The sequence below is a fragment of the Streptomyces sp. NPDC046900 genome, assembly GCF_040644975.1.
Lineage (GTDB): Bacteria > Actinomycetota > Actinomycetes > Streptomycetales > Streptomycetaceae > Streptomyces.
The window spans coordinates 68800-84131 of the sequence record NZ_JBEYXD010000029.1; the positions used below are offsets into that span (position 1 = coordinate 68800).

10 protein-coding genes are annotated in these 15332 nt (G+C 71.3%); all 10 read right to left on the reverse strand.

Annotation, left to right across the window (positions count from 1 at the left end):
- Position 1: 1 nt before the first annotated feature.
- From ABZ904_RS26115 to ABZ904_RS26160, 10 genes are read right to left on the reverse strand one after another with little or no spacing between them, the layout of a single operon-like run.
- Positions 2 to 1693: a hypothetical protein gene (locus ABZ904_RS26115; protein ID WP_361825782.1), complete on the reverse strand. Its 1692-nt coding sequence runs from the start codon at positions 1691 to 1693 to the stop codon at positions 2 to 4.
- 50 nt (positions 1694 to 1743) lie between these two features.
- Positions 1744 to 2391, reverse strand: a complete 648-nt coding sequence (locus ABZ904_RS26120) for a nitroreductase family protein (RefSeq protein WP_361825784.1) — start codon at positions 2389 to 2391, stop codon at positions 1744 to 1746.
- Entirely contained in the window at positions 2388 to 4043 is a 1656-nt protein-coding gene (locus tag ABZ904_RS26125) for a hypothetical protein (RefSeq protein ID WP_361825786.1), read from the reverse strand. Before ABZ904_RS26125 ends, ABZ904_RS26120 begins: the two co-directional genes overlap by 4 nt.
- A gap of 26 nt (positions 4044 to 4069) precedes the next feature.
- A complete protein-coding gene (locus ABZ904_RS26130; RefSeq protein WP_361825788.1) occupies positions 4070 to 4642 on the reverse strand; it encodes a hypothetical protein in 573 nt (190 codons plus the stop codon).
- Positions 4642 to 5886 (reverse strand): amidohydrolase family protein, encoded by a 1245-nt coding sequence (locus ABZ904_RS26135; RefSeq protein WP_361825790.1) that lies wholly within the window; start codon positions 5884 to 5886, stop codon positions 4642 to 4644. Before ABZ904_RS26135 ends, ABZ904_RS26130 begins: the two co-directional genes overlap by 1 nt.
- The gene (locus tag ABZ904_RS26140; RefSeq protein WP_361825792.1) at positions 5883 to 7598 is read right to left on the reverse strand and encodes a thiopeptide-type bacteriocin biosynthesis protein; all 1716 of its coding nucleotides are present in this window, start codon (positions 7596 to 7598) and stop codon (positions 5883 to 5885) included. Before ABZ904_RS26140 ends, ABZ904_RS26135 begins: the two co-directional genes overlap by 4 nt.
- A gap of 10 nt (positions 7599 to 7608) precedes the next feature.
- Positions 7609 to 9507, reverse strand: a complete 1899-nt coding sequence (locus ABZ904_RS26145) for a TOMM precursor leader peptide-binding protein (protein ID WP_361825794.1) — start codon at positions 9505 to 9507, stop codon at positions 7609 to 7611.
- On the reverse strand, positions 9507 to 11093 hold the full coding sequence (locus tag ABZ904_RS26150; RefSeq protein WP_361825796.1) for a hypothetical protein: 1587 nt from the start codon (positions 11091 to 11093) through the stop codon (positions 9507 to 9509). Before ABZ904_RS26150 ends, ABZ904_RS26145 begins: the two co-directional genes overlap by 1 nt.
- Positions 11094 to 11098: 5 nt before the next feature.
- Positions 11099 to 12277, reverse strand: a complete 1179-nt coding sequence (locus ABZ904_RS26155) for a hypothetical protein (protein ID WP_359406401.1) — start codon at positions 12275 to 12277, stop codon at positions 11099 to 11101.
- Complete coding sequence (locus ABZ904_RS26160) at positions 12274 to 14646, reverse strand: lantibiotic dehydratase (RefSeq protein ID WP_361825798.1); 2373 nt, start codon at positions 14644 to 14646, stop codon at positions 12274 to 12276. The genes ABZ904_RS26155 and ABZ904_RS26160 overlap by 4 nt, the downstream gene beginning before the upstream one ends.
- Positions 14647 to 15332: the final 686 nt, after the last annotated feature.

Below are 15332 nucleotides of genomic sequence, written 5' to 3' on the forward strand. Positions count from 1 at the left end.
GTCAGTTCTCCTTTTTGCCCGGGAGCAGCCGCGTCTGGTCGGCTGACGGATTGGACGACTCAGTGGTCAGCGTGATCCAGCCGAGGACCGCATCGATGTCCGGCGCCGGTGCGCCCGTCCAGCGAGCGGTCAACACGGTGTGCCCCTGCTCACGGAGGGCTTCGATCACCGGCGAGGGATCCCACCGTTCATCCGCGGCGTGGGTCGGGACCGGATCGGCACCGCGGGTGACCGAGAGCGCGGCCTGCCCAAGTGCCCCGGCCAGTGCCTGGTCGGCACTCGGCGCGCAGTCCGTGCCCAGCAGCCTCCCGTAGGTGCTCACCCGGGCGACGCGGAGCCCGGCGGGCACTGCCGCGGGCGCAGCCACCTCCAACTCCATGGGGATGCCGAAGCGGTCCAGGGCTTTGAACAGGTCGGCAGCGCTCCCGTCGAGCGAGGACGGTTCGACGCGATGCGCGGGCTCCAGCAGCGAGGACGCCATTGCGGGGTCGCAGAGCAGACGGCGGATGCCGTCGCGAAGGGCGTCCTCGGCGCTGCTCCCGACCACCGGGCGGGCCTCGGCAGGAGCAGCGAGGTGGGAACTGGAACGCTCGTCCCACAGTGCCTGCGGAGTTCCGGGAACGAGTCGGCGCAGCGCGTCGAGCCGGGCAGCGGCGACGGCAAGGTCCTCGTCCTCCGGTGCGGCAAAGCCCAACCCGGCGCGGCCGTCCGGCAGTTCGCACTGGGCCACGGCCATCGGAAGCCCGCTGTCGGCAAGCAGCGCGGGCTCAAGGCCGGCGTTGAGCACGCCGAGGCCGGGAACCACGGGCGCATCCGGCCTTCCGGACCAGGGTGCCGCATCGGAACGCGCGACCAGGGTCCGTTCGACCCGCAGGCCGTCGGTGTGAACCACGTGTGCGCGCCAGCCGTGAGCGGATGCGAGACCGGCACCGAAGGCGAACGCGTCCAGCGCCGCCAGGTTTCCGGCCAGCACCTGGACCATCGGCGAGAGGTGCTCGGCCTCGTGCGGGGCGGCGTCCGGCAGATCCGCCAGCGTCAGCCCCGAGCCAGGGCGGCCCAGCGGACCGACCACGGCACGTTGACCGCACCGTGCCACGCCCAGCCAGTGCGCGCGCGTGCGGGGCACGGCGGGAGCATCCACCGTGATCACGAGGCCGTCCGAGCCGATCGCGTCCGCGACCACAACCTCGGCTCCGCCCCGTCCCGTCGCCAACTCCCGCAGCTCGGCGCAGACCGGTTCCGGCACCTCCACCAGCACGAGTCGGGCCAGGCCGAAGGAGAGCAGCGCGCGTCCGGCCGCGAGCACGACATCGCCGGTGCCGGACAGGAAGACTTCCAACGATCGAAACCGGTCCAGCGCGGCCGCGGGGTCGTCCGCGCACGACTCCAGGTACCGCAGCACGTCGGAAAAGGGTTGCCGGTCCGGAACGGGTCGCTGCCCGAGCAGCAGCCCCAGCTGCTCGAAGAGGTCGAGCAGGCGGCCGGCCGCCTCGGCATCGGTGGCCGGCAGCGGCGAGACCAGGTCCTCCGGGGAGCTGCCCTCGTGCAGCCGGGGGAAGATCCGCTGCCAGATCCGGTCGAGCGTCCGGGCATCGCCGCGCAGGATCCGCGACCGGCCACGGCCGGTGATCCGCAGTCCTTCACCGACGGGTGCCACATGGACGCCCGGTCTCAGCCGCACGTAGCCATCCATGGGTGGTCCTCCTGCTGTCCTTGGTCGTTGATCGTGTTCGCCCCGCACCCTCATCCGTCGGCCTCCGCCTCTGCCGGGATCCCGAGCGCGAGCCCGCACAGGACCAGGGGCTCCGGTGCGGTCCCGCTGCGCAGGGCCCGGTGCGGGAGGAGTCCATCGAACGGGCAGCCGACCAGGCCGTACTCGATCGCCGCGAGATGACAGGCCGTCACCCAGGCCCCCGCCCTGGTCAGCAGCTGTCGGTACTGCCGGGCACTGTCCCCGTCGACTGCGCCGCCCAGCCTGCCCCGTACGATCAACAGCGCCGCAGCGCCCGCGAGGTCGCGCTGGAGCGTAGCGTCCGTCGGATCGAGCGCACCCAGGGACTCGTAGGCCGGTCCGGCGAGCACCGCATGCAGCACTCCGGACCGCAGACCGCTGACCCGGGTGGCGAGGACGAGCACATCGAGCGGCCCGGGTGAGGACCAGAGCGCGCTGTCCGCGTCGAACCCGGCGTCGATCGCGCGGCCCAGGACGTCCAGCGGCACCCGGCCGGTCCCGTACTCGCGCACGCTGCGTCGGCGGGCCAGGGTGTCCAGGGCCACCGTGGGCCGGGCGGTGGGCGAGCCGAGCTGCCCGGCCGGCCTCTGGCCGGGTCCCCACGCCGGCACCTCCAGTGCGGCAGCGAGCCGAGCGCCCAGTTCCTCGTGCGGGATCACCGCGGACCTCCGGGGACTCCGAGAAGCGCTCCGGCGCATACCGACTCCTCGCGCGCGGAGGTGCCCAGGACGTGCTGCCAGAGCCGGTCGTCCCAGGCCTGCCAGGCCCGCATCGGCACCCCGAGCAGACCGGCGGCGCTACGCAACTGGGCCAGCGCCACACCGCTCTCGAGCCAGGCCAGGCGGAAGGACTTGAGGCCGTACTTGGCCGCGAGCTTGCCGAGGTCCGCCGTGACCACGACGGCAAGGCTCCCGTCGCTCCCGACATCGGCCCACAGGAGGGCGAGCTCCTCGGGGCGTGCCGACAGCCTCAGCAACTGGTGTGCCAGAGGGTCGTACTGGTACAGGCCGTCCGGTAGTCCCAGATCGCGGACCAGGCAGTATGCGACGGTTGAACCCAGGTTTCCGGCGCTGGCCGCCCATCGGTCCGGCGCTTCGCCAGGGGAGGGGCGGCGGCGCAGGCCGACCCCGTGCCGCAGTAGAGCGCCGATCCACTCCGCCACCGGGCCGTCGGCCAGACCGTCCTCGTCGAGTGCGTGGTCGGCGAGCCCTATGACCTGCGCGCCTTCGACTGCGCGGAACCTGAGCTGTGCCACCAGGTGGCCGGGCCGATAATGCGCCCGGTGCACCGCCGGGTCCAGCCACTGTCGTGCGGGGAGGGACACGGCCGCCTCGTACCGCCGGATCAGCGGGGCATCCGGGGGTTCCGCGTCCGCGGCGCAGCGAGGACAGCCTGGGCGGGCGATGACATCGAGGGTGCTGCTGCGCCATGTCCGCAGGTCGTGCCGGACCACCCGGGTCCCACCTTGGTTCCGGCCGAATCGGCCCAGGGTGTGCAGTACCTCGCCGGCCAGCAGACCGGCGGCGGCCTGCCTTTCGACCGCCGTCATCCCGGACCGCCCGGTGCTCGGCGGCTCGCCCAGGGCGTCCAGACAGCAGGCCGGGCAGAAGGCGGAGTCGGCGTCGAGGACAGGGCCGCACCACAGCGCGGTTCCGCGGCAGACGGCGACCAGGGTCGGCAGCCCGCGTTTCTCGACGAGCTCGCTCAGCTCGTCCGCATCCGTCGGTGCGCCGGACCCGCACAGCACCACCAATGACGCCTCCGGCACCTGGTGTGCACGGTCGACGACACGTACCTCGCCGAGCAGGTCCGCAGCGGTGAGGCTGCGGTTCAGCGGCCCGGCCAGGGCCGGGTCTCCCAGGACCACCACCGAGGCCTCGGCCACTGCTCGGGCGACCGCCGGGGCGTCCGGCATGGCACCGGTGATCGCCGCGCCTCGGGACAGGTGGTGCACGACGGCTGCCGGGAGCCCGGCGTGCCGGGTGCCGGGGCCGTCCTGCACCAGTCCGCGGACGACCAGCAGGCCGACCAGTTCCCGTACCACCTGCAGCGGCAGGCCGACTGCCGCGGCCAATCCAGGCACGTCCAGTCGGCCGCGCAGTTCGGGCACCAGCGCCCGGAATGCTGCCGCTGCCCGTTCGCCCCGGACCAGGAACGGCTCGGCGCCCCCGTCGAAGACCAGACCGCCCTCGACCTCCACCCAGGTGACCTCCGGCCGCAGCGCCGGCCGCGCCGGTACGGTGAAGTGCGGGTCCGAGAACGCGACCTGGGCCACGGACCTGGCGAAGTCCCCGGTTCCGATGCGAGGCATCCGAGCTCCCTCCTTATGAGGCCGGGTCAGTGCAGGGACGATCGATGCCGTCGGCAGGCGGCAGGATCCGCAGGGAGCGTGGACAGCGTGTTGCGGGAGAGATCGAGGACCCGCTCGGCCGCAGGTGAGCCCGCTGCGTCGGAGAGCGATTCGAGCTCAGCCGTGACGGCGCAGACCGCGAACTCGACATGATGTCCGAGCCCGCCGATCGGTGCCCGCTCCGGGTGCTGCCCGTAGTGCGTGGCGAGTTGCTGCGCCACGCGGTCCCGGGCGCCCAGGCGCCGTTCGACCCGGCAGGGGTAGCACGCCAGGGGCGGACGGCCGTATGCCGGCCCGATCCGCAGGTCGTACGGTCCCAGGACCACGACGATCAGCGGGACGTCCTGCTCCTCGCAGCGCCCGGCCACCTCCAGCAGACCGTCCTCCGGGTCGCGAGCACAGGCCGCCACGACCCAACGCGTCTGCGGGAGACGCCGGGTGAGGACACCGGCGTCCAGCCCATCCAGGTCGAGCACCGCTTCCGCACTCGTGAGCCCGGTGGCGATCGCCCACCCGGTCTCCCCTTGCGCCAAACCCAGGATGTCGCTCCGCAGGTCCATCAGATCGCCTCCTGGCCGACCGGGACGGGGAACGCCCCCGCGCGCAGACGCCCACCGAGCAGCACCGCACGAATCCGGTCCGGCAGCGTGCTCAGGTCCTCGACACCGCCGGCCAGGACGACGATGTCCGCGCGTTTGCCCGGCTCCAGCGTCCCTGCCTCCTCACCGGCCCCGAGCAGCGCCGCGCCCGAGGAGGTACCGGCGACCAGCACCTCGGCCGCAGGCAGGCCGAGTGCGGACAGTTCCGCCAGCTCCAGGAGGTTGGCGCCGTGCGGGGTCACGCCGCTGTCGCTGCCCATCGCCAGCCGGACCCCGGCCCGCCAGGCCCTGGTCACCGACTCGGTGTGCCGGGCGACGGTCTCCGCAAGCTGGTCGATCCGCGAGCGGGGGGCACCGGCCAGCTCATGGGCGGTCAGCGTGGCCCGGGTGGCGGCCAGCGTGGGTACCAGCCAGGTTCCCCGTTCGGCCATCAACTCCAGGGTCTCGTCGTCCAGTGCGGTGCCGTGCTCGATCGACCGCACCCCCGCGCGCACGGCGGCCTTCGCGCCGGCCGCAGAATGGGCATGCGCCATCGCGGGCAGTCCGGCGGCCTCGGCCTCCGCTACCGCGGCGGCGATCTCCTCCGCTCGGAAGTGCGTGTGCCGGGTGGGATCGCCACCGGCCAGCAGGCTTCCGCTGACCGCCACTTTGAGCACGTCGGCCCCGGCCCGGATGATCCGCCGCGCCGTCCTGCGGACCTCGTCGACGCCGTCGGCCACCCCGCTGGGACGCCCGGGTCCGACATCGAAGGCCGGGAAGTCGAAACCGGCAGGCATCCAGCCGTCGGAGCGTCCGCCGGTCTGACCGATCATGCTCACCGCGACCTTCAGCCGTGGCCCGGTGATCAGCCCGTCGGCCAGCGCGTCCCGCAGCGCCGCCTCGGCCCCGTCGGCATCGCGGGCCAACGTCACTCCGGCGGCAAGCGTCCGGCGCAGATTGACCGTCGCCTGCAGCAACCGGTAGGCAGGGGAGGTACGGGCCACCGTGGTGAGATCGGTGCTGCTGACCATCACGTGGACGTGGCAGTCCACGAATCCGGGCAGCAGGGTGCACCCGGCCAGTGGGACCGCAGTGTCGCCGTCGAGGCCGCTGCCCACCGCGACGATGCGCCCGTGCTCAACCGAGACGTCGGCCTCGCGCGCGGGAGCCCCGGTGCCGTCGAAAAGCAGGGCTCCCTGATACACGATCCGGCCAGGCGATCTCATGCGCCCACCGGAATGGCGTAGAACGGGGCCGAGTTGACACCATCGAGTTCGAGCAGCTGGCTCAACGCGTCGTCGTAGAACGCGCCGAGGACGGTGGAGCGCTGCCCCAGCGCGGTGGCCGTCAGCAGCAGGTTCTGTGCCAGGTGACCGGCCTCAAGAAGCAGGAAGCGGTAGGCCCGCATCCCGTAGCGTTCGGTGATCGCGCTGAGGCCGCCGACCACGAACAGCCAGAGCGGCACTGAGGCGGCGTCCATGGCGACACCCTGCGCTTGGTCGAAGTACGGTGAGCTGCGGGCAAGTTCGTCATCGGTCGGGGCCGGAGCGATGGTCCGCAGCGCATGCCGGTCCGCCAAGTACTCGTACAGTGCCGGTTCCACGGTCGGCACCCTCCTGGGCAGTACGAGGATCCGGGTGGGCAGAGTCGCCCCGGCACTGGGGTGGGGCCGGACCGCAACGCTCATCGGCTCGCCGGAGACCGTCGGGACCTCGATCCGGCGCTGCCCGGCGGCAAATCCCAGCAGCGCCGACAGCGCCGGCACACCGACCTTCCCGCCGATGTTCTCCAGGGTGCTGCGGCGGGCAGCGAGGCAGTCGACCAGTCCCGGACGCACCAGCGAGTCCTCAGCCGGCGGCGGGAGTTCCACGACCCGGCCGCCGTCGCCGCGGGGCTCCGTCCGCTCTGCCCGCAGCGGGACTTGGTTCCGGATGCTCACCGCGAAGTACTTAGACTCCTCGTGCAGGCGCCTGGCCGGGGTCTCCAGACCACGTGTGTGGAACCCCTCGCCCATGCTCGACCGGGCGGCGACCAGCGAGGTCAGCCAGGCCAGGTGGTACTCCTCGGCCAGCTCCACCCCCAGCCGGTTGTTCAGCATGTGCACCTGGCTGAGCAGCACCGTCCAACGGCTGCCGAGCCCCGTGAGCCGCCCCTCGGCCTCCAGGGCCGCAAGCCTTTCGGCGTAGTCGCCGGCGCGGTCGGCCCACAGGCCCGGGTAGCCGCGGCCGGTGCCGCCCCGGGCCAGCACGCCGCGTACCTTGGCCGCCGCCGCCAGATAGCGCTCACGGCCCGCCGCGTAGTCCGCCTCCGCTCGCTCACGCAGCGCGGTGAGGTCCACCCGGGGGGCGTCCACCGTGTTGAACCGGCTGCTGTACACATACCGGCGGAGCATGGTCACCTCCACCGCCGAACTGGGACACACTGCCGAGGCGAAGGCGGTCAGCAGGTTCAAGGCCACCCCGAGCCGCTGACCGCCCTGACGCGAGGACCGGATCGCGGCGAGCGCGACCTGAGTCGAGACGATGAACAGCTCCTCGGCGTCCGCCATCGCGAACTGCCCGCCGTAGCGCTCCGACTCCGGCTCGTACACACCCGGCACAACGCTGCCATGGGGATGCCAGGTGTACGACTCGAGCGCGGCGCGGCCGCCGACGGTGGCATAGAACGCCTCCGGATCCAGTGGTTCGGCGTCCAGCGGGTGTGCGGCCAGCCAGGTCCGTGCCTGGTCCGCCAGCTGCCGCACCCGTTGCGGATCCGCGTCCCGCAGCCGGATGCGCACATGCGGACTGCCCGCCCAGTAGCGGATGAAGAACCAACCGGAGGCCGCGCCCTCGGCGACCATCAGGTCGGCTGCCGGAGCGAGGCAGTCGAGCAGCAGCTCGTCCTTGTAGTCGCGGTCACCGTGCGCGTGGACATGAAGCGACGACCAGGTGGACACGGCAGTCCTCTCACGGGAACGGGTGCGGCAGCACCGGGCCGGTGACGCCGTTGCGGGCGCGAGCACGATCCAGCCGGGGCAGGCCGCGGGTCCGGTGGTGGACATGGCCGAAGGTCACCGGCACGGCGCCCGGGGCCAGGACCTTGACGACCTCGACACCCAGCCGGGCGTCCCTGTCCGTCGTCTGCCGGATCACCACCGGAGGCGTTCCCGTTGTGGCCATCGCATCCAGCACCAGGTCCAGGGTCTCGGTGAGGTCGGCGCGCTGCCACCGCGCACGCCAGTCGCCGAACCGCTCGTCCACGTCGACCGGTTCGCCACCCGCGTCGATCAGCCAGGCCAGCCGGTCCAGGGCCGCGGGCAGGGTGTACAGCGCCACATGGTCGTCGATCGTGTGGACCAGGGTCGGATCCTCCAGCATCGCGCGCCGGGACTCCTCCGACGGGTGGTCCTGGCGCCGGTTGCCGAACACCGCCATGGTCGTCACCTCCGCCAGTGCACCGCGGACGGCCTTCACCGGATCGGGATGGGCGGCGGCGGCCGACAGGCTGGCACCGGTGCGGTTGTCCGGGTCGAGGGCCAGGGCCCAGACCACCGGCATCCCGTTGTCGGTGGTGATGTCGTAGAGATGCGCCGAATAGCCCTCTCCGGCCAGGCATTCGAGCAACCCGGCGCACACCTCGTCCTCGGCACCACGCGTGGACAGCCGAACACCCGGTGTCTGCGAGTACCAGGAGAGCAGGAAGGCGTCCCGCTCCATCACCTCCAGGCACCCGTACAGCACCGCTTCCTCCAGACTGCCGCCGACCGCACAGCCGTTGGAGCACTCGTACAGATAGCGGGCCCGGCCAGGGCCCCTGGGGATCCCGTAGTACGCGACATGCTCGGGCACCAGCACCGGGGCGTCGCGGTCGAAGGCATGCACCCACACCCAGGCCGTGCGCTCCTGCGGCGAGTACGGGTCGAGCAGTGAGGACGGATGCCCGTCGTACGCCGGGTCGGGCAGACCCAGCAGCGCAGGATCGAGTGCGTCGGCAGCGAGTTCGGTGTAACTCCCGTGGACGACGGTCCGCCGGGCCGCCGGCCAGGAGCCTGATTCCCGCTCCACCGCCTCCAGCAGTCCGACCCGCTGCGCCTCGTCGAAGTCCGGGCTGCGCCCGTAGCCGAACATTCTGGGGCGCAGCCCCAGGGTCGCCACCTCAACACTGGTCATCGCCATGGGCGCCGCCGACTCCCGGAACAGGTGGGGAATCGGACCGAAGCGGTGGTCCACCAGGGCCGAGCGCAGCTCCGTCAGCGGCATCAGCGGCTTGACGCGCAGCTTCTCGGGATCGCTGAGTGGTTGGGGCCGGAAGGCCAGCCGGGCGGCCTGAGCGGAGTCGTCGGGGCGTGTGTCGCAGTGCGGACAGTCCGGCACCGGCGTGACCCGGTGAGCCGTCACCTCACCGCGCGGCAGGGCGATCACATGGACCGTGTCGTCGGAGACCCCCGTGGCCAGGCGGTCCACCACCAGATCGCAGACCAGCTGCTCCCAGTGGGCCGGCAGAGCTGTGCGCGCGCCCTCGTCCGCGAGCCGCTGGTGCATGGGAGCGACATGGACGACCGAGCGGTGCCGCTCCTGGGCGCAGGCTGCACACCCCGGACGGCCCGGCACACACAGCGGTCCGATCTCGACCACCGTGCCCTTGACCCGGCAGGGCAGAAAGGCCGATCCGGCGGCGAACGCCTGATTCTGCCGCTTGAGCACGTCCTCCATGCGATCGTCCGACTGGACCGAGACGAGCACGGTCCCCGGTGCCTGCCGGTGGTCCGCCGCGGCTGCCTCCCGTACGGCGGCTCGCAGGCGTACTGCGAGCGATCCGTCACCCTCCACCACGACCGGTCCGGCCGCGTGCACGGCTGTGCTCATCAGCGCACTCCCGCCCTTCCCACCATCATGCCGGTGGCCAGGAGCCCGCCGGCCAGATCCGCGACCTCGACCCGGAACCCCGGCAGGGCCCGTTCCATCGCCCGCACCGACTCGGTGGGGCCGAGGAACTCGGGATGCTCTCCCAGGACCGCGCCCAGCAGGTCCTCGGTGGCCGCAGGATGGTGGCTGACGCCCACTCGGGACGGATCGGGCGGGCCGCTGGTGATCACTCGTTTGAGGAGGCCACGCAGTGCGTGTTCCACCGCCGTGGCGGTGCCGCTCCCGTATCCGCAGGACTCGGCACCGGCGCCCGCCGCCCGGGCCAGCACCACTCCGGGGCAGAATGCGGACCGCGTGGAGCAGACGGTGGGTTCCGACCCGGTGAGCCTGGTCAACGCCGCCGCCCAGCGGCGTGCTGCACGGGTGGTCACCGGTGCGGGATCAGCCGGTTCGACCGACAGCTCGACCAGCAAGCGACCCGCCGCGTCTGCCAGGAAGTCCGCCCACCCGTCACCGGCGGCCGGAAACGGCCCGGTGACCCAGTTGGTGTCCGACGTCTGCGCGGCGATGCAGCGGCGCAGGTCGGACAGCAGCGCATCGGCACCCGCAGCGGCCTGGTCGGGGCCGGCGCCGGGCGTTCCGGGGCTCCCGGGGACGACCTGGACGGCGAGGGGGTGCTGTACCAGGGTGCCCGGACGGGGTGCCGGGAACGGGCCGATCACCTCGGCGGCTACCGGCTCGGTGCGGCCGAGCAGGCCGCTGTCGTCCCTCGGCCGCCATGGCTCTCCGGTGTCCTCCAGCGCTCCCCACTGTGCTGCCGACCGCCGCGGCGGCGCGAGCGGCAGCCGACGCACCCCTGCAGAGTCGACGAGGTGGCATCGATCCGTCGCTGCCGTCCCGGCGAGCAGGTGGAAGGCGGCGTCCACCAGGACGCTGCAGGCCATCTTCCAGATCAGCGGGCCCGGACCGGTCGATTCCGTGCCCTGCGCGGTCAGGCGGCCGATCGCCGCCGCCAGACGGCCGGTGCCCTCGGCGCAGTCGGCCACGATCACCGACGGGCCGCAGGAGACCGCGGCCAACCGGATGTCCTGCCCCGGCCTGTCCGACTCGCGGGCGAACTCCTCGGCCGAACCCGCGAACACGGCCATGGAGGCAGCCTCGCCCGGCGTCGTGCAGCGCAACCCCGACTGTCGCAGCAGCGCCCGGATCCGCTCGGCGCGAGCAGGTTCGGCGCACACGGAGAAGACGGTGCTCCGGACAGCGGCCGAGGCCTCGCCCGGGTCGGGAGCGAACTGTTCGAGGTAGCGCCGCGCGGGCTCGGATTCGTCCTCGGAGAGCCCACCCACCGGCATCAGCATCTCGTGGGTGGACAGCACCTCCAGGAAGGTGTCCACCACCGGCGCAACCCGCGCCGGCACCCGGCCGCCGAGCTCGGCGACGTCGGTGCCGTCCCGGAGCAGCGGTTCCAGCGCCTGCCAGACCCGGATCACTCCCGCACCGCATGCCATCAGCGAACTGCTGCTCCATCCGCAGAACAGCAGTCCCTCGTCCACCACTTGGACCGCCGCACTCGGACGCAGTGCCATCGTCTTCACGACGAGGCCTCCGGAGCCAGCCGCCCGTGGGTGCGGATCTGCTCGAACTGCGTGCGCCAGCTGGTCCCGAAGTGCGATTCGACCAGTTCGGAGACCGCGTAGGAGAGGAAGTACCGTTCGATCGGCGGCACATCGAGCAGCGGCAGCCATCGGGTGAGGTTGTTGGTCAAGAAGCGATAGGCAGCGAACGGCACCACGTTGACCCGCTCGTCCAGAAAGTTCAACTTCCCCAGTTGCGCATGGAACTCACTCGACGGCCGGTCGCTGCCGAAACGCCACTGACGCTCCGTCTGCGGATCGAAAAGGCCGGCCTGGTCGAGATAGCCGGGGCCGAGGTCCTCTTCGAAGTCACGCCGCTCGGCCGCTGCCAGCACGCGTGGCCAGACCGTGTCGAACACGTCCGTCCACGCCCGGAGGCAGGGGTCCGCTCCGGTGTAGACGCCGTCCGTGGAGTTCTCCAGGAACTCGGCGAGCACCCGTGCGAACTTCGCCTTGGTTCGGCCGAACTGGTCCTCGAACCGGGCCCTGATCCGGCCGTCGCCGTCGTCGTTGGCGAGGAAGTCCTCCAGGTGTGAGCGGTAGCTCAGCTGGCCGGTGACCAGCCCTCCGACCGGCCACCGGGCGGCGTTCGCCACCAGCGCCTGAAAGGCAGGTACCGCCCTGTGGGCTCCCCGGCCCACCGCTGCCAAAGCAGCCTCGAGCGGCCGTACGGCCTGGGTGAGGTACAACTGCTTCAGGCGGTAACCGGATTCGCCGATCAGGACGGTGCTCGCCTGCGCCTGGGCGGCCTGGTCCTCGACCGACACCGTGTTGTCCGGTCGGAGCGGCCCGTAGGGCGGTCGCACCAGCTCGGCGCGGCCCAGCTCCTCGCTCAGCCGCAGGTAGTCCTCGGTGACCAGCGGTGTCGTGGAAGGATGCCGAGTGAGATAGGCGCGGATCGGCGCGACAACCTCCTCCATGACCACGCCGCCGGGCAAGGATCCGGGGACCACCAGCCGTATGTGCGGGCCCCGGAACCAGTGCCGCTCCAGATAGCACGGTGCGGTGCCGTATCCCGCTTGCAGTCGCAGCGCGATCGGCACCAGGCAACGGCCGAGCAGCGCGGACTTGTCCTCGTCGTAGTGGCTCACGACGACGGCCTGATCGCCGGGCTGCAGCTGATCGGTGGCGCTCATCTCGGATCCCTTTCGTGGCGAAAGCACTCGATCAGGTACTCGACAGCCGACCGTCCGACATGGGGATCGGCGACCGGGACCCCGGCCGGGTCGGGCAGGGCCTCGTCGATCCGCAGGGTCGGGGCCCCCCGGGTCCAGGCCGCCAGGCAGCGGGCGTGAAGCGGCGAGCGCAGATCCACGTACATCGGCTTGGGCCGGCCTTGTGCGTCCGCTGGGCCGAGCGCGGAGTCCGCCTTGGGATCGCCCTGGAGCCGGGCGACGAAGACCCGCTCCGGGATGCAGTGCTGTGCCCTCCAGGTGTCGAGCCGCACCAGCCATTCGGCGAGCGACTCGGATGCGGCCTGTTGAGGCATCAGTTCGGCTGGCACGTACCAGCGTTCCCGTCCGAGCACGAGCGAGCGGTAACGCACCCGCGGGTAATGCCGGATGCCGTCCTTGGTCTCCGGCGGCAGGCGCCGTTCCAACTCGGCGGCCATGTCGAGGCGGTACTGCGTCGGGCGGCTGAGGAGGTAGAGCCCGGTCAGCTCCCACGGCAGGTAGTACGGGACCAGGAAGCCCAGGTAGCGGGGGTCGACCCGGCTTCCGGTCGGGTCCTCCAGGATCAGCAGATCGCTCTGGATGTCGTGGACGACGGTCAGTTCGTCGGGCCCCAGCAAGGTCGCGCCGAGCGGACTGGTCACTCCGTCGATCGCGAACTCCCGCTCCAGGAGCGCTGGATGCACATTGGCGTTGAAGCCCTGGACCGGGCGCAGCTCGGTTGCTCCGGTCGGCAGGGTCTCCCGCAGATGTTCCCGGACCAGTTCGGTGGCCGTGTCGTCCCACAGCGGCAGGAACCTGCTGAGGAACTGCCCGTTACCGTCGAGCAGAGCGTTCAGCACCGCGGTCTCGACCCGGGCCTTGCTTCCGGCGACGGGTTGGAGGAAGGCGCCGGCGGAGGTGCTCTCACGACGGAAACGTCCAGGTGTCGCGGCAGCGACGGCGGCGACCAACTCATCGCTGATCACCACCTCACGGGTCTCCGGCCGTGCCTCCGCCATCTCCTGCACGAACGTGTCCCGCAGCTCCAGCAGCGACAGCAGTGCCGGATCCCGGCCGCCGATCTCCCGCAGGATCGCCCCGATGCTCACCTGCTCGGAGGTGAAGATGTCCCGCAGGAGGGTGGCAAACTCCGGATACGGGATCCGCCCGCCGGTGCCGATCTTGTCGATGACCTTCAACCGCATCAGCGAGCTGCCCGGATGGTCCATGCTGAACGGCTCGAGGGCAGGCAACAGGTTCGCCAGGTCAGCCCTGACCTCCGCCCAGCGTGCCTGGTCAACCGCGATCGGAGAGGTGGTGACCACATCCTCGAACAGCGGGCTGCCGGGGGGCACATCGGCGCCCCATGCCGCGAACGCGGCGGACCAGGCTCGGGCGAGCGCCGTGACCGCGGCCACCCGCTCGACACCGCCCAGTTCGGCGATCCGTACGGTCGAGGTATGGAGCTCCCGCAACTGCCCGGCGAGCCGGTGGGCCGCCTCACCCGCTATGGCCTCCAGGTCCTCGGCGAGCCGCAGGGCCGGCTGCTCGTCCTGCTCGCGGACCGTGAGCCTGGGAACCAGCAGCCCGACCTCCCACAGCCGGTGCACATAGCGGTAGGTCGCCGCCACTTCCATGGGCGGGTCCGCCGCCCGTGCGAGCCGGTCCGCCAGCTCCGCCAAGGTGAGCCCGTCGTCGCTCGCACCGGCGGCCTGGACCACCAGGCGGACGGCGCCGGTCGCGGGAATGGTCGTCCTGGTCCGGGCCGTTCGATAGAGCCGTGAGCTGTCGGGATCGTCCTTGAGCAGCTCGTACTCGAATCCGCGCTCGGTGAGGTTGGCGACGCTGTTCACAGCGAAGCGGACGGAGGATGCCAGGGCCGGGTCGGTCAGGGCAGCGTCCAGCAGACGCAGTACGAACAGCAGGTTGGGGACTGTCCGCACGGCCCGCTCCCGGGTGTCCACCCGACCTGAGCCGATCTCGCCCCAGCGGCCGAACGCGGCCACCGTGTAGTGGCTGAAGGGGCTCGTCTTGGTGAGTGCGCGCTCCGCGTAGCGGGCCAACTTGGGTTCGGCCTTGCGGGTCTGTTTGTCGGGCTCCGTCGATTCCAGCTGCACATATCGGATTGCGCCGCTCGCCAGCGACGGGCTCGTAAGAGCCGCGGCCAGCATGAAGTCGGGTTCTGAGAGTACCCGTTGGAGTCGGCGACGGTCGGCCAGCAGAGCGGCGGCCACTTTGCTGTCGAGCTCCCTGAGGAGCAGTTCTTCACAACGACGGGACGTCAGCCAGGCGGCGGCCTCTGCGGTTTTGAGGCCGGTGGCCTCGAGTGCCGCGAGTCCGACCGAAGGCATCCGATCGTTGTGCACCGCACGGGAGAAGGGCAGCAGCACCCGTTTCCGGTCCTGGTCCGAGGCCTTTGGCACGAAGTCGAATAGCGTCCTGAGCAATGACTCCCGTAAAGTCGCCCGTTCATTTCTCAGTGCGGCGATCCGGTCCATCACTGCATGATGGGAAACACTCGTGGAAATGGGCGCAATTGGATTGAATCGGATGAGGACATAGGGCGCAAGACCTGCGTCAACTCCATTGCAGAGAAATTCTCGCGTTGTCATCACCTGGAGTCCCTGGGAAATCAACGGGCGGAACGCTACTCGCCGCCCTCACCCCCCACAAGACCTCGGCGAGAGAGGCTTTGGCGTGGCGGCGGCGCATCAGGTCGCGGTGCCGGCGCAGCGGTAGGGTGCCAGACGTAACGTACAGCCTCTGATCAGGCACTTTCCAGCTCCAGGCGATCACGGCAGGCTCGGGCTGCATGAAGCTGCGCATGACCTACCCGGCCCTCCTCCGGCTCCTTGGACTGCTCCTGCTGCTGTCACGCTCGGAAGAGGCCAAGCACGTCGAGCTGGTCGCACTGCGCCACGAGAACGCGGTGCTGCGCCGACGGCTCGGCGTCCGGCCACGCTTTGCCTGGCCGGACCGTGCCATGCCCACAACCCTCGCCCGGCACCTGTCCTCCCTGCTTTCCTGGCACCGCCGA